Source organism: Candidatus Falkowbacteria bacterium, assembly GCA_018674305.1.
Taxonomy (GTDB): domain Bacteria; phylum Patescibacteriota; class Patescibacteriia; order UBA11705; family JABHMO01; genus JABMRF01.
Genome location: JABHAL010000008.1, coordinates 1 through 19,592, shown reverse-complemented (window position 1 = coordinate 19,592; position 19,592 = coordinate 1). Strand labels below are relative to the sequence as shown.

Below are 19,592 nucleotides of genomic sequence, written 5' to 3'. Positions count from 1 at the left end.
AGATTTTACTTAAATTAGCAACTCTAGTGAATAAAACCACGGTTGTTTTGGATAAAAAGGGACCGCACGGTATGCGGTCCCTACAATATCATAAATTGAATTTAATAATCCAAACCAACCAAATCAAGTAAACTTGAAATATCTTTACCAATCACATCCTCAAACTTTTGTTTAATCACTTTATTGGCTTTTAATTCGCTACCATCAAGCCAGCCAAGTCCCCAAGTGTCCTGATAATTACTAATAGCACAGTTTGAACCTGAGCCCGTTCGACATTGAGTTTGTTCAAATTCCTTCAGTTTAATAACTGTATCGCCAACACATTCAAATCCACAGCTATATTCTTCCTTCAATCCCATTAAAAACAATGAAGCAGTAAGATAATGATTATCTTTTTGTGCTGTTGTTAGACTAACCTTACCGTCACGAAAATCTCTATAAAAACCATAATCTAAAAATCTATCATTTCCCATAACAATGCCACCGGTATTAACTCCCTTTTCATTAAGATAAGAATCTCCAAGCTCCATTTGTCTATCAGTACAATCTAACCGTTCATTGGTTTGAATCGCAATTGCTTCATGAAACCATGATGGGACACCATGCAACATTTGATACAGGAAATAGTGAGTTGTTTCGTGTACATCCGCCGTTAAATGTTCTGGCTTTGTTGGCACGACTTGATTGTATTCTCGAAAGCCATCTAGATTGTGAAACATCACATAGTCCGGACCACCAGAACCACCTTCAAATCCATCACAACCCTCGGGCAAGGTGCACTTGTCCAAGGTCGGGTTATTAAAAACCTTATAAACCATCTTTGCTGGTCTAAACTGAAAATAATCTTCTAAGCATTTAACAATTTCTGTTTGAATGGATAACAATTCAGGAAATAAAGTTGCTTGAGTTCCACAACTGGTACAAGCTGGTGCGTCAGATACACAACCGTGCCTCGCTGAAAGTTCTGCGGACTCGCTACAACCACAATCTACGCGAACATACTCATTGCAATTATCATCCGTACATGGCGCACTGCAATCAACTGCGCATTGAGTAAAGTTTCCAGTTTGAGCTGAACCATCGTACGACTCCCCCGCCTCGCAGACAAAATTTCCACAGTAACTTGTATTCGTTAAAGCTACAGCCTGACAACTTCCAGCTACACATTTTTCTCCCATACCACAAACGCTACAAGAGTAAACACTCTTAATTAAATTATCCAATGCAGTTAGCACAGTTTTAGACTTTGGAGCCACTGCAACTTCTTCCAAGTTAACATTAGTAATGCCTAAACCTAAACTACGCATAATATCAAAGGCATCAGCTGGTCGCCCAAGATAATACAATTTCAGATCATTAGGATAAACATAGTAAGCCTCGCCATTAGCTTCTACACGAAGAAGGATTTTACCAGCCAAATTACTAGGAGCAGTACCATCGAATTGAGTATAATCCGCTTCACTTACTCCCAAACCTAAATCACGCATAATATCAAAGGCATCTGCAGGTCTTCCTAAATAATAACGAGTTAATTCACCTGGATACACGTACCAGGCCTCACCATTGTCCTCAACCTGAAGTAAAATTTTTCCGCTTAGGCTCTCTGCCATGGATTTTGATTGCACAAAATCTACGCTCAAGAAACCCACTCCCACAACTAAAATTAAAGCATACACCAAAAGAAGTTTTTTCATAAAATTGTTATTCTTTTATTATTTTTCTCTTATTTAAGTTTAGCAAATTCCGTAGCTCCAGTCCAGGCTAATTCAAAAATCATGCGCATCATATCATGAATAGTTTGATCTTCGATGATTATTCCGACTGTATCCTTTTGTTTAAAATTGATAATTGAAACTTTGTTTTTTCCGTATATTGTAATTTCATTTCTGTAAGGAAAAATTTTCGCTGGGACATATTTAATTTGAGGCAATATCTTCTTAGGATAATTCTTGTAATATTCTTTTAAGTAATTTTTATCTTTCTCACAGTCCGGAAAAATCGCCCGGCCACCAATTCCTAATTTCTTTTTTTTATTAATGTAATCCAATACAAATTTTTTGGGGAAAACTTTAGTCAATTCAGTTGTATTACTAATACCAAGCATCTCATATGGTTCTTTTTCCAAAACATGACTTTCATACAAACTCATCAAACCTGTTAACCCATCAGCAAAACGAATTTTAGGCCGAACTGGCGATAATTGTATTAACTCAACGAAATCTGGTAAAGCTTTTTTTGCATTTTCCAATCTTTCACCTGCCAACTTGACCTGATCTTTAGCAAACTTAACTAAACGCTTTGGATTTTCAATTTGATAATATAACTTACCCTTTTTTTGCAATTCACTTACCAATCCCTTTATTGACAATTCAACTAAAAGCTTATAAACAGTACTACGATTTAAACCAGTGTACTCCGCAACCCTACTTGGGTGTGCCCCCTTTAATTCTAAAAGAGCAGCATAAACTTCAGATGCTTTTTGCTTTAAACCAATCTTTCTAAGCTGTTGAATTAGAGCATGCTCTTTTTCCATATATAATAATTGTAGCATATTCTGTCATTATTTACGAACAGAAAATTACTTAATCCAGAATTTAACCTAAAATTAAACAATTATAAAAAATCAATGTTGGTAAATACTAATAACAATTAATATAAAGTATACAATACTAGTGAAACAGTTCCTTATAAATATATATAATTAAAGGAGGTATCATATGAATTGACAACTACAATCTCTTTCTCTTTTCAAAGAAGCCCTAAACAAAAGAAGTTCACCACTTCCTTTCAAAAACGGAGAAAACAATGGCAATTTTGGAAACTCTTGCAGTAGTAGGAATCGCTTTAGCCGCTATGAGCGGAAACTCAAAAACCAAAGCTCCTCCACCCGTTTCAAAACCCAAACATTCTGTTAACACTTCTCCTCGCTTCGTAGACAAAAAAACTGGCTTATCAATCAAAAGATAAGACTTCAACACTAAACAAATCACAAAACCCTTCGTAATACGGAGGGTTCTTAGTTTAACCTTGTAAATTTCGCCAATTCATGCTAGTATAAGCCTATATGAAACATTTTATTGTAGATGAAACACAAGTAGACGTACGACTGGACAAATTCCTAACTGAAAAAATCGAACAGAGTCGTAGTCAAATTAAAAAAGCCATCCTAAATGGCCTAATTTTGGTAAATGATAAACCAGCTAAAGTCCACCAATTTCTTCATCTACAAGACAAAGTTTCAGTTTCTCCAACTGAAGAGATGGAAAGAAGAAGCAAAGAAATTGAATTGACCAAAATGTCCAAACTTCAACAACTAAAAGAGAAGTTGCTTGAGAAACCTTTTCCAAAAAACCTAACTCCGAAAATCATTCACAAAAATACTGATTATTTAATCATCGAGAAACCAGCAAAACTACTTGTGCATGAAACACCGACCTCAACTGTTCCGACTTTAGTTGACTGGCTAGTTAAAAAATATCCAAAAATCAGAAAAATTGCTGATTCAATTTCTTTAGAAAAGAATGACCAAACCTTTCGCCCTGGTATTGTTCACAGACTAGATAGAGATGTTTCTGGTATAATGCTAATCGCCTTCAATCAAGATTCATTTGAATATTACAAAAGTCAATTTCAAAAAAGAATCATTACCAAGAAATATACTGCCCTAGTTCATGGAAAATTGACTCAAGACGCAGGAACAATCGATTTTGAAATCGGCCGTAGCGCTGAAGGCGGTCGCATGGCTGCCCATCCAGCTGGCTCAGGAAAGGGGCGCCCTTCATTAACAAACTACAAAGTACTTGAACGATACGACAAAGCAACCTTAATTGAAGTTGAACTTCTAACTGGTAGAACAAATCAAATTCGTGTTCACTTTTTTGCACTCCAATATCCAATAGTTGGTGACCATCTATACAAATTCAAAGAAAAGACCAAACTAAACCCTGGCAGAATTATGCTTCACGCCAGAGAATTAACTTTTACTGATATGCAAGGAGAAAAGCAAACTTTTGAAGCTGAGCTGCCAAGCGAATTTAGTGAATTCACTTCTTGAGTTGAACCTTGTTACCTTATTTAGCCTTGTTTCGCCTTATTATTTATTTAAAAATATGAAAATGCGTCCAGCCTCAATAGAGGAATACTCAAAGCCGGATGATTTGCCTGAGGGGAAAAAATTACGCTTCCATGATCACAAACCTGTTGTGGTTGACATGGGGCCTGAGTACCAGGCTAGATTAAAAGAACTACAAGAAAAAAGCCGAAAAATCAATCAACTTGTTCACCAAAAACTTGAAGAACAAAATCTACCCTATAGTGCCAAAAAGGATGTGAAAAAAATCCTACGTTTAACTTTTGAATTACGACCTCCATTTGTTTCTTCTGATGAAGAAAAGGAAGGCACACGTATGAGTGCCGCCATTGATGAAATAATTTTTTACTTACACCTAAGCGAAGGCAACACTTTTGACGCCTTGCGCCTCAACACTTGGGGGATGAAGCATACCTTGGAGCTAGCCGATGCAATTGACAACAGCTACAGCCATGAAGAAGATACACCTGAACTACTGGAACTTGATGAAGTATTAGAATCAATGGACGAAAAAAAGATTGCAGACCTCTTAGTCAAAAGAATAGCAGCCTGTCCTTTTACCAAAAAAATCAATCACCCATATGAATGTAAAACGACAGAAGATGCTACTAAATTTTTTCAAGATGAACGATTATTTTTATTTCAACACTCTGGATTTACTTTAAATTTGATCAAAGAAACTTTGCGCACGGTTTTAACTAATGAAATACAAACACTATATCAAAGCGAACCTAGACCATCCGTTAAACAAGTTAAAAATTCAATTCAAGAAAAGATGGACGAGCTTCTTCAATTGAACATCTGTCATGACAACAAGGAAAACAACATAGTGGCTAAGCTGAGAATAAAATTCAACATAGAGGACATTGAAAGAGATAGAGTCCGAGATGGTTGCAAACCTACCAAAAATTTCGATTCTAAAAACACAACAAATGCTTTGATCCAAAGTATAATTAAAGATGTTACTGATGAATACAAACGAATGCTATTTAGCAAAAAATCGTAAAATACATATGAACAATAAGTTATTCCTAATCTCCGGCACTTCCGGTGTCGGCAAAACTACAATTGCCTACAAACTTTTGGAACAAATGCCAAATCTGGAACGACTCGTAACTTATGTAACCCGTGAACCAAGACCAGGAGAAAAAGATGGTGAAGATTATCATTTTGTCAGTCGGAATGAATTTGAAAAAAAATTACAAGCTGGTGAGTTTTTTGAACATGACGAACACTACGGTAATTGGTACGGTAATAGCCGAAAAGATCTAGAAGCTATTTGGCAAAACGGAAAAATAGCAATGTCCCTTTTGGATGTCAATGGTGTTCGAAGCACGAAAGCTATATTTCCTAAAGCGAAGTCAATCTTTATTTTACCTGACAATTTAGAAAACCTTAAGGGCCGAATTCGCCAAAGACCAATGACCGATGAAGCTTTTGAAAAACGCTGGATAAAAGTACCAGGAGAATTAAAGCAAGCTGATGAATATGATTTCAAAATCGTCAACGAAGAAGGAAAAGTTGATGAAGCTACCAATAAAGTTAAGGAAATTATTGAAAATAACTAAAGCTTGACTTATTTTACAGAATAGATTATACTAAATTTCAGTTAATAATTTAGCAAGACTAGCAAAACTAGCAAGACCAGTAAAACAAAAAAACGACTAGTCTCGCTCGTTTCACTCGTCTCGCTCATCTTACTCTATAAACTAATATGCCAGAAGATAAAAAGCCAGTTGCCAAAAAACCAACTGAAGACAACAAAGAAGAAAAAGCTACAAAAAAAATTGACCCTTCTTCGCCTAAAGCTTCGAAGGACAAGGAAGAAAAAATAGACCGAACTTTTCCAGCCGTTCAAGCAGGAACTTTAGTTCGCGTTCACCAGGAGATTACGGAGTTCAATCCTAAAGGTGAAGAAAAGAAAAGAGTTCAGGTTTTCGAAGGAACAGTTTTGGGTCGTAAGCACGGCAAAGGTATCAATGCTACTGTAACCGTTAGAAAAGAATCAAGCGGGATATCTGTAGAAAAGATTTTCCCACTACATTCTCCAACTGTTAAAAAGATTGAAGTAGTAAAGAGATTCAAAGTACGCCGAGCCAAGATCAACTATATTCGAACTAAGCACAAAAAACTCCGAGAGATCAAAGATTAAAAGCTTAAATAAAAAATGTCACCGAAGATTGGGTGACATTTTTGTTTTCTAGAATTTTCCTTTTATGCCTAACCAAGAACAAACCTCTCTATATTCTGCCAAGGCTAAATCCTTTGCCTCTTTAGAAATAAAAGTGTGTTTTGCAATTGTATGTTCTAACGTCTCTTTACCCGACGTTAAAAACTTTTCAAGGTGGAAGCCAACAACTGGTGAACGAAGAACGAACCGCTCCATGAATAGTTCACGTAGCTCAACTTCATCATCAAAGCCAGTGACTAAATCTCTCTCCCAGAAACTGTAATAAGCTAGATTTCTGACCAATTGGTTTACCACTCGAGTTAGATCTGCAGCAATATCAGGTATCTGAAATTTCAAAACAGTTTGCCTTGACCAGCTCGCTTCTCGTCCGGCATTTTCCCAGGCAACATCCAAACAACAAACTGCCTTGTACCAAAGCTCATTAATTTGTTCAAGTGCGCTAGAAAAAGGTGTTATTCGACTAGCTTTACCTTTCTCAAGTCGATAAACGCTTCCTTCTTCGGTGGTAACAGTAGCTCCCTGGTCCTCAGAAAGAAAACCGTCACTCATCTTTAAACCAATGCACGGCATTGGAACAAAATCATCTGCGCCAACCTTTTCTCCACCTACCAATCGCTGAAATAGCCCTTCGTAAAACTCAAGACAAAGCGCCGACAAGTGATTTGCAAACAACCAAGAAGCCTCAAAATATTCTGCGTAGCCAGGATTCTTTTCCTCTTCAAAGGAGTAAAGCAAATTCACTATTTTAAGGCTTTTTTCTATTCTGCCCGGAGTATCTTCTTCACTTAAACTTTCAGCAATTTCCTTTGCCTTGGTGTAAGCTTCATAATAATCAGGGTGCTGCTTTTTCATTCGGGCAAGTCGATAAACGTAGACATGGAAAATCTCAGTTTCTTTGCCTGCCTTGTCAGCAGAAACAAGAACCTTAACTCCCGCACCTTCTTTTGCCTCTTTCGCCTTTGCGTTCATGTTTTCAAGCAAAGGATAATCCGCAATATCCATGTCAATTAAGACTTGCCCAAGTGCATCTTTTTGTTCATCGCTCCAATTGAGCTTTTCATCTTGCTCATACAAAGTAACGATGCGCAAAAATCGAATCAAATGAGCAAATAAAACGGCCCTACCGTTACTATCTTCTACCTCAGAAAAAACCTTTTCCAAATACTGCCCCGCTGGAGCAAAATCTTCTAAAACTTCTTCGAATATTAGCGTCACTCGTCTAACCTGAGCAATCTCTCGCCGAAGTTTTGCACCTAACTCCTGAAATCGTTCTGTTGATAATGTACTTTTAGGAGACTTAAATGGAACATGAGGAATTACTGACACACTTGCTAAGATAAGCAAAGCTGCTTGCCTTTTCTCTTCTGACTTATACGATTGAATCTTTTTCCAGGCCTTCTCAGCAAACTTTGAACTAGACAATCCCTTGTTTGAGACTACCTCTTCATGCAACCACTGCGTAAGATCTGGAATTACACTTTCCTGAGATTGGACACTAATTGTTCCATCTCCCTTAATTTCTTTACCTGAAGCAATACCACACAGATGACAACGCTCAAAATAATAAGGCAATACAACTTCTCGTTCATCATTAGTCAATGACACAAAGAAGTCGTACAGTTTCTCAATTCGAAGCCTTGTATCTCCTCTAAAATTTAAAAGTTCATCAACTTGCTCGATCAATTTTTTATTCTGTTTCATTTAATCCTCCCGTAATTAAAAATAGACCAGCACATTTCACCCAAAACCTTACCATTATTTATTGAAACCGTCAATCCTAAAATATTTAAAACAAAAAATACCCAATTCATCATATTTGGGTATTTTTTTATTTTTAACAAATATAATATTCAAACTTAACTCTATTTCACTATTTTCTTTAAATATTGACCGGTGATTGATTTCGCAGCTTTGGCAATATCTTTGGGTGTCCCTTCCGCCATAATCTCACCACCCTTATCTCCGCCCTCTGGACCAAGGTCAATTATCCAATCACAGTTCTTAATAACATCTAAATTGTGTTCAATAATCAAAACTGTATTTCCCTTATCTGCTAATCGGTTAAGAATATATAATAGTCTTTTAATATCATCGAAATGAAGTCCGGTTGTCGGTTCATCTAGAATGTACAAAGTTTTCCCAGTTGCATAGCGAGATAATTCTGTCGCCAGTTTAATTCTTTGCGCTTCACCACCAGAAAGTGTTGTAGCTGGCTGACCTAGCGTTAAGTAACCAAGACCAACTTCCCCCAGAACAGTTAACTTCTCATTGAGGATCGGTGTGTCACCAAAGAAAATTTTAGCTTCCGCCACGGTCATTTCTAGGACATCAGCAATATTTTTTCCTCTATAATGAATCTCCAAAGTTTTCTTATTATAACGTCGGCCCTTACATTCCTGACATTCAACATAAACATCCGGTAAAAACTGCATTTCAATCTTTATTAAACCATCACCACCACAAGCTTCACAACGACCGCCCTTTACATTAAAGCTGAATCGGCCGGCATCATACCCTTTAATTTTAGCTTCTGGAACTTGAGTAAATAAATCACGAATATAAGTAAACACGCCAGTATAGGTGGCCGGGTTTGAACGAGGAGTTCTACCAATTGGCGACTGATCAATAGTAATAACTTTATCAACATTTTCCAAGCCTCTAATTTCCTTGTGTTCTGCTGGTAAATCCTTAGATCTATAAAAATATCGAGATAAAGCCTTAGATAAAATATCAGTCATCAATGAAGACTTACCTGAACCTGATACACCGGTAATGGCAACCAACTTACCTAATGGGATTTTAACATCAAGGTTTTTTAAGTTATGTGCTTTTGCGCCTTTGATTTCAATGAATTTCCCGTTTCCTCTTTTTTCTTTTTGCAAAACTTCTATTTTTTCTTTGCCGGATAGATATTTTCCAGTCAAAGATTTAGTACATTTTTTTACTTGCTCAATTGTACCCTGAGAAACTACTTCACCTCCGTAAATACCTGCTCCAGGACCAATATCAATTATATGATCTGCGCTTTTCATCATATCCTCATCATGTTCAACCACTACTACTGAATTTCCCTTGTCGCGCAGATTTTTTAATGTATTAATCAATTTATTATTGTCAGCTGGATGAAGTCCTATTGACGGCTCATCCAAAACATAAATAACTTCAGACAAAGATGATCCTAACTGAGTCGCCAATCTGATTCTTTGCGCTTCCCCACCGGACAAAGTATTAGAATTCCGGCCCAAAGTTAAATAACCCAGACCAACATTTTCTAAAAAACCGACACGACGTTCAACTTCCTTGATAATCGCGCCTGCAATCTTGAATTCAATATCGTTGACTGGCTCTTTGATATAAGTAAAATCTTTTTTGGGTATCTTTCCACCTTTATATTTAATACTTCTTAAAAGTTCATTAATTGAAGTTTTTAATTCTACTACTGAAACTTCAGTAAACTCAACAATAGACATACCACCTACCGTCACAGCTAAACTTTCCTTTTTCAATCGTTCACCGGCACACTCACTACATACATGCTGTCGCATATATTTTTCAATTTCTTTACGAATATAATCAGAATCAGTTTCTCTATGTTTTTTGTCCAATCCTGGTAATACCCCCTCAAAGACCATTGTCTTGCTACCAATTTCATATTCCTCATCACCGGTACCATTCATAACAATAGCTAAAGCACGCTTGGTTAATTTTTCAACTGGCATATCAATAGAAAAACGATGACGCTTGGCAACACCTGCCAAAAGCTGCCAAATTGCAGTTTGATTTGAAAAAATCTTTGTCCACGGTTTGATAGCCCCTTGAGCAAGAGTTAATCGTGGATTACTAATCACCAGTTCAGGATCAACTTCCATTTTCACACCCAGACCTGTACAAGCTGAACAAGCTCCAAATGGTGAATTAAAAGAAAAACTGCGCAGTTCAATTTCTGGCAGATCTATATCACATTTAGGGCAAGTATAAAACTGACTAAACAAAGTATCAATTTGTTTGTCTGAACGGAGCATAACCACTAAACCATTACCTAAATCAGCGGCAACTTTTGTTGACTCGAATAGTTGGTCTTTGGTGTCTTTGTCACCATCAAGTAAAACTCTATCAACTACAACCTCAATTGTATGTTGCTTTTGTTTATCGATTTCTAATTGATCAACCTCTTCGATATTATAAATAATGCCATCAAAACGAACTTGATAATAATTAGCCTTGCGAATTTCTTCAAGAACCTTTCTGTGTGCTCCTTTTTGCTCCCTAATAATAGGGGCTAAAATGGTGACATTAATTTTGTTATTAATTTTCCAAATCTTTTCTACAATTTCTTCAACAGTTTGCCTCGATACCTCTGCGCCACAATTTGGACAATGAGGATGACCGATTCGACTAAACATTAAACGAAGTAAATCATAAACTTCCGTAATTGTACCAACTGTTGATCTAGGGTTTTGAGCTGAGAACCGCTGATCAATTGCAATTGCTGGGGACAAACCTGTAATCTGATCTACATCCGGCTTTTCCTTTACTTCCAAAAACTGACGGGCATAAGAAGATAAACTTTCCACATACCGACGCTGACCTTCAGCATAAATTGTATCAAATGCTAATGAAGATTTACCTGAACCAGATAACCCAGTAATGACCACTAATTTATTTCTAGGAATGTCGATGTCAATATTTTTCAAATTATTGACCTTTGCACCTTTAATGGAAATTTTATTACTCATAAAATCAGGTTGGATTTATTATATTTTTATGTTAGAAACATGCTGTGAGCCATTATAACAATAATAAAAAGGTTTGTAAAGAGCTAAGGTACAGATTACGGATATATACGGATGTACGGATCAACTAAGGTCTTAACAACCCTTGCTAAAAAACAAACTTAAAATATTAACGCTCTAAAAAATCCGTAAAATCCGTACAAATCCGTAATCTGTATTAAAAAAGCACCAACTCATTAAGTTAGCGCTTGTGTGTTTACTTTATAGACCGTTCACCTTTTGTAGCTTGACCAATTTCGCATAATGTCCCTGCAAATCAATCAGCTCTTTGTGAGAACCTTGCTCCAGAATTACACCATCATCAATCACACAAATGCGATCAGCTTTCTTGATGGTAGAAATTCTATGCGCAATTGCCACAATGGAAATGTCCATTGTTTTTCTGACCTTATCAATCATCTCGTGAACGACTTCTTCCGCTTCTGAATCCAAGTTGGAAGTAGCTTCGTCCAGAATAAGTATACGTGCGCCGTGAAGCAAGGCCACATAGGCTCTAGCAATACCAACGCGTTGTTTCTCACCACCGGAAAGTCGAACGCCACGTTCTCCAACCTGAGTTTCCAATCCATCGGGAAAACGAGCCTTGTCATTTACCATTCCGTCTAAGTGCGCAGCCTTAATTGCCTGTTTAACTTGGTCTGCTGTTACCGAGTCACTAGGATACACAATATTATTGTGAAGACTGGTATCAAAAATCTCAACTTCCTGCTGGACAATTGCAAACAACCTACGATACCAGTATAAATCTAGCAATCGAATGTCTGCTCCATCCAGACTGATTCTTCCTTCATCAATATCGTACATCCGACAAATAAGTCGAACTAACGTTGTTTTACCTATTCCACTCTTTCCAAACAATGCAACCATTTCTTTTGGTTGAAGATCCACGGAAAGATTTCGCAAAACTGGAACATCTTTATTCGGATAAGTGAAACTCACATTATCAAAACAAATTTTTCCAGTAAAGCTCTTCGGGATAAAAGCATTATTTGAATTTTCCACATCTGGTTTTTCTTCTAATATCTCTTTCAACCTATCAACTACCACAAAGCCACGCATCATCCGAGTGTAACTTCTAATTAAATTGTGAAGCCGTCCCATACTTCCATTGCCTGTCACAATGATATAAACGACTGTACCGATTGTACTAATTCCCAGATACACAAAGTACAAACCTAGCACAATTATCGCTATCAAGAGAAAGTTAAAAATGGCACTCATGGAAAAAAAGTATTTACGAAGACTATAGTCAACCTTTATCTCCTGCTCTACCATTTCTTCACGCAGATTGGAGTGACGATCGACTTCATAATCTTCACGTACAAAACTTTGAACAGTTTTCACGTTTAGCAGTGCCTGAGTAAAAAAGCCGTCCGCTTTTTCTCTTTTTTTGGTTAGAGATTTCCATTCTTTATATTGTTTCTTGTGAGCATGGTTACCAATCCCAATTCCGAAGACAAATGGGATTATGAACAAAACTCCCAACTTCCAATCCAACACAATGATGATCACTACGTTGAATATCAGATACAATACTTCTGGAAAAAAGTTCCAGTAAATATCTGCCACTAACTGATTTAGTCGGTTACAGCCCTCTGTGATTTTACTGACTTTCTTGCCAGTGTTTTCACGCTCGTGATAGCCTAGTGAAAGTTGCAACATTTTTTTCTGAGTTAAGACAGGCCAATACTGCTCCAACTTCACCATTACTTTTTCCATTCTTATATATTGCACAAAAAATACTACGACAATATGCAAGAATCTGAAAAAGAATAGAGCTGCTATCAAAAGAATCAAGTACGTACTGATTTCTCTATTTTCCAAAATTTGCGGTAGCTCATCAAAAATCAATTTGAAAAGATACGGAGTTATCAGTGACATCAACTGCGCCAATATAACGGTAACTACAAGAAATGCTACTTCTCTCTTTCTGTCTCCAATCAGTTCCCAAAGGTTTTTAATTCCATTTCGAAAATCCTTAAAACCTCTCTTTTCCTCAACTTCATTCTCGGTCGTGTCAGTCATTTTTCTCTCCAATTTTCAATGTTCAATTCAACAAAAAATTATAACAAATTGGCTAACACTTGTCAATATAATAAAAAAGCGCCGACTTATTAAGTCAGCGCTTGTGTTTTATTTAAAATAACGCAAATACATTTTCGAATACCAAATTCTAATTTTATAATTTGGATGTCTTCTGAAAGATGATTTGTTCTCAAACCTCCCACCCATACTAAGGCACGTGATTAGAACTTCTGGTGACTTAGCGTTTTTCAAGGCATAAATGTCAGCCCATATTTCCTCTAATTTTATCAAATTATTATGGAATATTAACGTAAAAGAAAGAACCAAGTATACACCCGCCCAAATCAGCAATAGCCAACTTAGTAATGCCGGCATTTCATACCAATCATGTTGACAAAAAGACAGAACCCAATTAAAAGCCCAAAAAGATAAACATCCTATAATTGAACTTGCGGAATAGATAAAATATTTATGCCACCTATTAACAAGAAGATGGCCAAACTCATGCCAGGCGACCGCTTCGATTGTTTCAAGCGCGTTATTCTCTATAAAATCTTCTGAAAAAATAATTCCATTTTCTCCATTAATTCCAACCACTGCTGCTGAATCGTCCCAATTCCTAACAACTAGAGCTCTAGAAAATGAAATGCCTGTCTTTCTGGCAATATTTTCACAAATACACTGAACTGGATCATTTGAATTGAATCTTTTTCTGTTACTAGCGTAACGAGTTATATTTCGAGCTACATAATCTTCTCCCCAATATACAACAATCCTATAAATCAAAAAAAGAACTCCCAGCCAGTACCAATTACTTCTAAGATAAATGATAGCCACACCTAACCAACAAAAAATCAGACTTTCAAGACTGGCCATTTTTAGTTTTTGCTTTAGGTATTGCATGAATGGAATTCCATTATGTCGCCTATTCACGACACAGGACATAATGATAAAAAAAACAAACACAATTCCGACAACTTTAAGCAGTGCCCAAAATAAGAGTTTGCTATCACTGATAACTTCTGCCAAAATAGACTGTAAGCCAACAAAGTACAAACAAATAACTAAGCAAAACGGATAAAGCTCTTTCCATTTAGTTGGCAATGAATACGACTCCACATACTTCACTTCTGGATCTCTCATTTTTCTCTCCAATTTTCAATGTTCAATACAACATGATAATTTAGCAAATTAACTCACTTTTGTCAATATAATAAAAAAGCGCCGACTTATTAAGTCAGCGCTTGTGTTTTCACTCGCGTAAATCACCCAGCTTCTGTAATTCTACCAGATGAGCATACAATCCATTTTCTTGAACTAATCGAGAATGATCACCGGATTCTGCAACATTACCATTGTTGATTACGTAAATCATGTCGGCTTTCTGGATCGTACTTAATCGATGAGCAATCGCAATGATTGAAATATTTAATTTTTCTCTAACCTTCCCAATCATTTTCTGAATTGCTTTTTCCGCTTCGGAATCTAGATTAGAAGTAGCTTCATCCAAAATCAATACCCGGGCACCATTCAAAAGCGCAATATACGCTCGAGCAATTCCCACTCTTTGTCGTTCACCACCAGACAACCGAATTCCACGCTCACCAACTTGAGTTTTAATTCCATCAGGAAAACGATCCAAATTCTGCAAGGCTTCATACAAATGCGAAGCTTTGAGAGCTTCAATCACCTGTTCTTCCGACGCTTCGGCATCGGGATAACGAATATTTTCCAGGAGCGTTGTATCGAAAATATCTACATCTTGCTGGACAATGGCGAAAATCTTTCTCAGATATTCTAGATCAAGATCACGAATATCTCTACCATCCAACTTTATCGAACCTTCATCAATATCATACATCCTAGAAATTAAACGGATCATCGTAGTTTTACCTTCACCGCTTTTACCAACCAAGGCAACCATTTGATGAGGATGAATCATCATTGAAAAATCTTTCAGAACCGGCCGATCCTTTCCGGAATAAGTAAAACTCACTTCATCAAATTCAAATTCACCTGCGTAACTATTAGGAACAATTGCCTCCGGGCAAGTTTCAATATCTATTTCCGTGTCCATCAATTCTTTCATGCGACTAACAGAAATTGACTTTCTCATGACTCGAGTATAGGTATGCATAATATCGCCAATGCAGAAAATCGTGATATTACCAGTAGCGATTAAATACACTATGGTTCCGATCGAACTTATTCCCATAAAAACAAAGGTAAAGCCAAGTGCAATTGTTATAAAGTAAAACAAATGCAAAATTAAGCCGGAGCCAAAAAAGTACAACTGCATTTTTTCGCAAATATTAATATCCAAATCCTGCATAAATTCCCTAATCTTTAAATTCTGCTGTAACTCTCGCTTTTCCTGACCAAAATTCTGAACAGTACTTACGTTAATAATTGATTGACATAAAAGTCCACCTGATTCTTCTTTTTTCTTTTCCCAGGCTTCCCAATCATCCTCGAACCGATTGAACATTCGATAATGAATGTACATTGCAGGAATAAATGGTAGCATAAAGAGCAAACCAAGCTTCCAGTCAATAATTATAGCAACCGTAACGTTTATCAGCAGAAAAAATACCTGCGGTAAAATCCCCCAATACATATCAATTACAATCTGAACTAATTTGTCACATCCCTTTTCAATTTTTGAAATTTTCTTGCCGGTATTTTCCGTTTCATGAAAACCGATAGATAGGCTCAGTAGTTTTTCTTGGACAACAACTGGCCAACCGTTCTCCAATTTAATAAGTCCACGTAAAAAACTGATTTCCGCCACAAAATGTTTCAAAACCAGAGCCACAACTTTCACCACAAGTAAACAACCTATCAATACAACTAAATATGTGCTTACCTGCTTCTGAATGATAATTTCCGGTAACTGATCAAAAATCAATTTCAGTAAAAACGGAAAACTTACGCTCAGGATTTCAATAAAGAATAAAACAAATACCGCCTTACCAATGGCTTTTTTCTGATCACCAAGTAATTCCCATAAAGTCCTCAAACTCCGTAGTAAAAACTGAATATTCCGATCCTTTTTTTCCAATTTCATTTCCCAATCGCTCATACCAAACCTCTAGTTTGAAAATAACAAATATCCAATAAACAATTCCCAATTAAACTACAATTCGAAATTTCAAAAATCAAACATTCGAATCCAATCAATATTTATAGCTCCAAATTAAATTTTTAAAGTTCAAAAAAACGCCCTAAGACCAGGACGTCTTTGCAACTTTAATTTATATAGTAGTTATGTTATAAGCTTAAATTTATTTTTTTCACCAAACAATTTCACCTTCCAATCAAAGATACAAAGAGATCCCGCCCTTGTTTGTGCAACTGGATTATATTGTGAAACTTCCAGAGCAGCACGAAACAGGCCTCCTGCAAAAACCATTGCAGGAAATCTCCAAAACTTTTTGATTGTCTGGTAATTATTCATATAAAATTTTGTGAGCAGTAAGTAAAATTAACTACTCACCCTTTATGACGTTCATAATTAAAATTTATTACGAACATACTACTTTACGACATTATTCACACTTTGTCAAGTGCTGTAAAATTACACAGATTCCGGGTCAAGCCCGGAATGACAATAAGGGGTGGGTTGTTAGAATCAATACACTAATATGCAACATCCTAGATCCTGAAATAAATTCAGGATGACAGGATGTATGGTTAAATCAAAAAGAGCGCTTTCGCGCTCCATCAATCTCCTGCTGTTCGCATTCACGGGACCGGGCATTGCCCTGTCCCTACGTAAGATTATACCGTGAGATGTTGCGATCAGCCAACGCTTGAATTTTGTCAATCTCAACCTGATTAACTTCAGGTTTGAATAAATGTTTATATCGTCCTTGTAATTTCAAATAATCTTCAACTTTTGGTCGTGGTTTAGGACACTTGGCCACATTGGCTAATTTACCTTCAACATATTCTACCACTGGAAAGACTCCAGTTTGCTGAGCCAGTTTGGCAACCTTAATCGTATCTTTGGAATCTGTATACCAGCCCGGAACACAAGTCACTAAAATCTGTATATACTTTGGACCTGGTAAAGCCAATGCTTTTTTCACTTTAGCCTGAATGTCCATCACGTTACCTACTGTAGCTGAACCAACATAGGTACAATTATGCGCCAAAGCTATTTTCAGCATATCTTTTTTATAAAGATTATTGCCTGTTGATTCTTTGCCCGGTTGAGTGGTTGTGGTATTCGAACCATACGGAGTAGAGCCTGAAGCCTGAATACCCGTATTCATATACGCTTCATTATCAAAACATACATACAAAACATCTTCACCGCGTTCCCACATTCCGGAAATCATGCCAATCCCAATATCAAATGTCGCACCGTCACCACCCCAAGCAATAATGTTGGTTGATTGGTTAATTGGTTGATTAGTTAATTCCTTTTCAATACTGTCTTGCTTTTTTTCTTTCTTTCTTTCTTTCTTTTTTACATCTTTGTAATTCAAGGCCGCTCGAATGCCCGAAGCTAACGGTGCTGCGTTTTCAAAATTCGCGTGGATCCACGGTACTTTGAATGCGCTCATCGGATATCGAGTAGTAGTAACCTCACTACATCCAGTAGCATTGGTTACAATCGTATTTCTACCAGCTGCTTCCAGTACATGCCGCATAGCCAAAATCTCACCGCAACCGCTACAGGCTGAGTGTCCAGGATTAAGTAAATATTTAAATGGCATTTTGTAAGTCATAGACTATTTTTCACACTTATTAGGATATACCTTTTGACCAACAAAATTTGATCCTGGATAATACTGGTTACAAGTCGATTGATTTTCTGGTTCACATTGGTTACCATCACCAAAATAAACTGACATGCAATCAAAGCCAGGACAACAAGCTGAATCACCACCATATTCACAACTATCTAAATACTTCCCTTTAGTACAAGTTTCTGCTTTTGGAGCACATTTATCACAACCCGAAATACTAGGACAATAACCGCTTTCACAATCTTTATGATTATAACAACTCCAACCATCTGGCAATTTTCCATTTATACATCTATTCCAGCCACAACCATCACCATCCGTTTTAGCACAGACAAAGGCATCTCCATTAATTGTTCCATGAACCGAGCAATCAGCGTCACTATCACATTCACATCTAATTTGAGCAACCCCATCACTATTTTCCTCTCCCTCACAGTCCGTTGTCGGTCCAAAACATTGAGTATCATCCTGCCCTGTAACATGACTAAATAACGTCGGATCACAGATACCACCATAGTCACCAGATACGTAAACATCATCCTTAAAAACAAATCTTCCAGCTGACTTAGGTTGCACACATGAATTCCAAGTTGCTAAAGATTTCGCACATATTGCGTCTGGCATACCTTCATTCGCACAATCAGAGGTTTCATTGCACTCACAACGTTGTGCCCCAGGCGTTGTGCCTGCTCCTGACTCACCTTCGCAGTCATTACTAATACATTCCCAATCATTACCACAATCGGCTCCCATCGGCTTAGTTGCTTTTAACTCACCAAGACTACCACATTGAATAACTTTATCTTCAAAGAAATTGGACATAGTTACATCCAGACGCACACCCCCATTATTCATTTCATGCTTTGTGAATGGCTTAAAATATTTATATCCTGGAGGACTTTGGTCTCCAAATAATTCCCATCCTACACCCCCAGCTGCTTTTTTCATAACACCAACTGCATTCGCACAGGGCTCTACCCAAACTGCCTGATTTGGACCACCTGCTTTTGATTCTACAAGATCTATTCCAGCATAATAACCATCTGGTATAGCAAAATCTGCACCTACTTTATCTAACCCTTTTTGAAACATTGTAGCAAGTTCACTATTTAATTCTTTACTCCTTTCAACCCCTGTATCATGAATTTCCAAGCCTAAAACATAATTATCTGCAGATGGGAGAGTTCCAATTTCACTAGCTTTAATAACGTACATCTTATCTCCATCTTCTACTTTTGCTATAGCTTCTGAAGTAGCACACTTAACAAGAGTATCCACATTATGATCAACAGAACCCTTTATACAATCAGTATCACTATGACCCTGTAGGCTAAATAATGAAAGTCCTGATAAGTAACGACTACTATAATTTAAATACCCCCAAACAAGCGCATCAGTACAAGCCACCTGTTTAGGATCTGGCTTTTTTTTGTCCTTTGGTATACAGACCTGGTTGCCTCCACACTGAGACCCCATACACTCCCCTTTATCAACCATACTCTTGTCTTTTGCTTCATATGAACCCATTTGTCCACAGACCGCATCTACAACATCAAATTTTGTTGTATCAAATTCATTACAAAAACCTGTACGAGCCACGACTTGACCAACAACCACCTCGATCTCCAAAGGTTTCAGACCCACCAGATTTGGATTTACAGTATTCAACAGAATATAAGTTCCTAGAAGTAAAACTAACCCCAAAACGGAACCGGTCATAAAACTTTTCGCCTTGG

General features: G+C 37.1%; 15 protein-coding genes. 5 read left to right on the top strand and 10 right to left on the bottom strand.

The window, feature by feature from the left end; translation table 11 throughout:
* Nucleotides 1-101: 101 nt before the first annotated feature.
* Both HN643_03540 and HN643_03535 read right to left on the bottom strand, forming a co-directional pair.
* Nucleotides 102-1,694, bottom strand: a complete 1,593-nt coding sequence (locus HN643_03540; GenBank protein MBT7500716.1) for a hypothetical protein — start codon at nt 1,692-1,694, stop codon at nt 102-104.
* Between the two features lie 29 nt (nt 1,695-1,723).
* On the bottom strand, nt 1,724-2,533 hold the full coding sequence (locus HN643_03535) for a hypothetical protein (protein MBT7500715.1): 810 nt from the start codon (nt 2,531-2,533) through the stop codon (nt 1,724-1,726).
* A 272-nt stretch (nt 2,534-2,805) separates the two neighbouring features.
* Here HN643_03535 and HN643_03530 point away from each other — a divergent pair, with 272 nt between their 5' ends.
* The 5 genes from HN643_03530 to rplS all read left to right on the top strand — a co-directional run bounded on the left by HN643_03530 (nt 2,806) and on the right by rplS (nt 6,242).
* Nucleotides 2,806-2,967, top strand: a complete 162-nt coding sequence (locus tag HN643_03530; protein MBT7500714.1) for a hypothetical protein — start codon at nt 2,806-2,808, stop codon at nt 2,965-2,967.
* Between the two features lie 97 nt (nt 2,968-3,064).
* The gene (locus HN643_03525) at nt 3,065-4,054 is read left to right on the top strand and encodes an RluA family pseudouridine synthase (GenBank protein ID MBT7500713.1); all 990 of its coding nucleotides are present in this window, start codon (nt 3,065-3,067) and stop codon (nt 4,052-4,054) included.
* Nucleotides 4,055-4,109: 55 nt separating this feature from the next.
* Entirely contained in the window at nt 4,110-5,096 is a 987-nt protein-coding gene (locus HN643_03520; protein ID MBT7500712.1) for a hypothetical protein, read from the top strand.
* Nucleotides 5,097-5,103: 7 nt separating this feature from the next.
* Complete coding sequence (gene gmk, locus HN643_03515) at nt 5,104-5,658, top strand: guanylate kinase (GenBank protein MBT7500711.1); 555 nt, start codon at nt 5,104-5,106, stop codon at nt 5,656-5,658.
* Nucleotides 5,659-5,804: 146 nt separating this feature from the next.
* Nucleotides 5,805-6,242: a 50S ribosomal protein L19 gene (gene rplS, locus HN643_03510; GenBank protein ID MBT7500710.1), complete on the top strand. Its 438-nt coding sequence runs from the start codon at nt 5,805-5,807 to the stop codon at nt 6,240-6,242.
* A 48-nt stretch (nt 6,243-6,290) separates the two neighbouring features.
* Here rplS and HN643_03505 read toward each other — a convergent pair whose 3' ends face one another.
* The 8 genes from HN643_03505 to HN643_03470 all read right to left on the bottom strand — a co-directional run bounded on the left by HN643_03505 (nt 6,291) and on the right by HN643_03470 (nt 19,575).
* Nucleotides 6,291-7,982, bottom strand: a complete 1,692-nt coding sequence (locus tag HN643_03505) for a hypothetical protein (protein ID MBT7500709.1) — start codon at nt 7,980-7,982, stop codon at nt 6,291-6,293.
* 161 nt (nt 7,983-8,143) lie between these two features.
* The gene (gene uvrA / locus HN643_03500) at nt 8,144-11,017 is read right to left on the bottom strand and encodes an excinuclease ABC subunit UvrA (GenBank protein MBT7500708.1); all 2,874 of its coding nucleotides are present in this window, start codon (nt 11,015-11,017) and stop codon (nt 8,144-8,146) included.
* Nucleotides 11,018-11,275: 258 nt separating this feature from the next.
* Nucleotides 11,276-13,099 (bottom strand): ABC transporter ATP-binding protein, encoded by a 1,824-nt coding sequence (locus HN643_03495; GenBank protein MBT7500707.1) that lies wholly within the window; start codon nt 13,097-13,099, stop codon nt 11,276-11,278.
* Between the two features lie 108 nt (nt 13,100-13,207).
* Nucleotides 13,208-14,242 carry a M48 family metalloprotease gene (locus HN643_03490; GenBank protein MBT7500706.1) on the bottom strand — a complete coding sequence of 345 codons (1,035 nt, stop codon included), beginning with the start codon at nt 14,240-14,242 and terminating at the stop codon, nt 13,208-13,210.
* A gap of 109 nt (nt 14,243-14,351) precedes the next feature.
* Nucleotides 14,352-16,181, bottom strand: a complete 1,830-nt coding sequence (locus HN643_03485) for an ABC transporter ATP-binding protein (GenBank protein MBT7500705.1) — start codon at nt 16,179-16,181, stop codon at nt 14,352-14,354.
* A gap of 183 nt (nt 16,182-16,364) precedes the next feature.
* Complete coding sequence (locus HN643_03480) at nt 16,365-16,556, bottom strand: hypothetical protein (protein ID MBT7500704.1); 192 nt, start codon at nt 16,554-16,556, stop codon at nt 16,365-16,367.
* Nucleotides 16,557-16,869: 313 nt separating this feature from the next.
* Entirely contained in the window at nt 16,870-17,823 is a 954-nt protein-coding gene (locus HN643_03475; GenBank protein ID MBT7500703.1) for a pyruvate ferredoxin oxidoreductase, read from the bottom strand.
* A gap of 15 nt (nt 17,824-17,838) precedes the next feature.
* The gene (locus tag HN643_03470) at nt 17,839-19,575 is read right to left on the bottom strand and encodes a hypothetical protein (GenBank protein MBT7500702.1); all 1,737 of its coding nucleotides are present in this window, start codon (nt 19,573-19,575) and stop codon (nt 17,839-17,841) included.
* Nucleotides 19,576-19,592: the final 17 nt, after the last annotated feature.

Bases quoted from the DNA above. Each gene is read 5' to 3' on its own strand.
- HN643_03540 (MBT7500716.1), bottom strand. From the start codon at position 1,694: ATGAAAAAACTTCTTTTGGTGTATGCTTTAATTTTAGTTGTGGGAGTG.
- HN643_03535 (MBT7500715.1), bottom strand. From the start codon at position 2,533: ATGGAAAAAGAGCATGCTCTAATTCAACAGCTTAGAAAGATTGGTTTA.
- HN643_03530 (MBT7500714.1), top strand. From the start codon at position 2,806: ATGGCAATTTTGGAAACTCTTGCAGTAGTAGGAATCGCTTTAGCCGCT.
- HN643_03525 (MBT7500713.1), top strand. From the start codon at position 3,065: ATGAAACATTTTATTGTAGATGAAACACAAGTAGACGTACGACTGGAC.
- HN643_03520 (MBT7500712.1), top strand. From the start codon at position 4,110: ATGAAAATGCGTCCAGCCTCAATAGAGGAATACTCAAAGCCGGATGAT.
- gmk (MBT7500711.1), top strand. From the start codon at position 5,104: ATGAACAATAAGTTATTCCTAATCTCCGGCACTTCCGGTGTCGGCAAA.
- rplS (MBT7500710.1), top strand. From the start codon at position 5,805: ATGCCAGAAGATAAAAAGCCAGTTGCCAAAAAACCAACTGAAGACAAC.
- HN643_03505 (MBT7500709.1), bottom strand. From the start codon at position 7,982: ATGAAACAGAATAAAAAATTGATCGAGCAAGTTGATGAACTTTTAAAT.
- uvrA (MBT7500708.1), bottom strand. From the start codon at position 11,017: ATGAGTAATAAAATTTCCATTAAAGGTGCAAAGGTCAATAATTTGAAA.
- HN643_03495 (MBT7500707.1), bottom strand. From the start codon at position 13,099: ATGACTGACACGACCGAGAATGAAGTTGAGGAAAAGAGAGGTTTTAAG.
- HN643_03490 (MBT7500706.1), bottom strand. From the start codon at position 14,242: ATGAGAGATCCAGAAGTGAAGTATGTGGAGTCGTATTCATTGCCAACT.
- HN643_03485 (MBT7500705.1), bottom strand. From the start codon at position 16,181: ATGAGCGATTGGGAAATGAAATTGGAAAAAAAGGATCGGAATATTCAG.
- HN643_03480 (MBT7500704.1), bottom strand. From the start codon at position 16,556: ATGAATAATTACCAGACAATCAAAAAGTTTTGGAGATTTCCTGCAATG.
- HN643_03475 (MBT7500703.1), bottom strand. From the start codon at position 17,823: ATGCCATTTAAATATTTACTTAATCCTGGACACTCAGCCTGTAGCGGT.
- HN643_03470 (MBT7500702.1), bottom strand. From the start codon at position 19,575: ATGACCGGTTCCGTTTTGGGGTTAGTTTTACTTCTAGGAACTTATATT.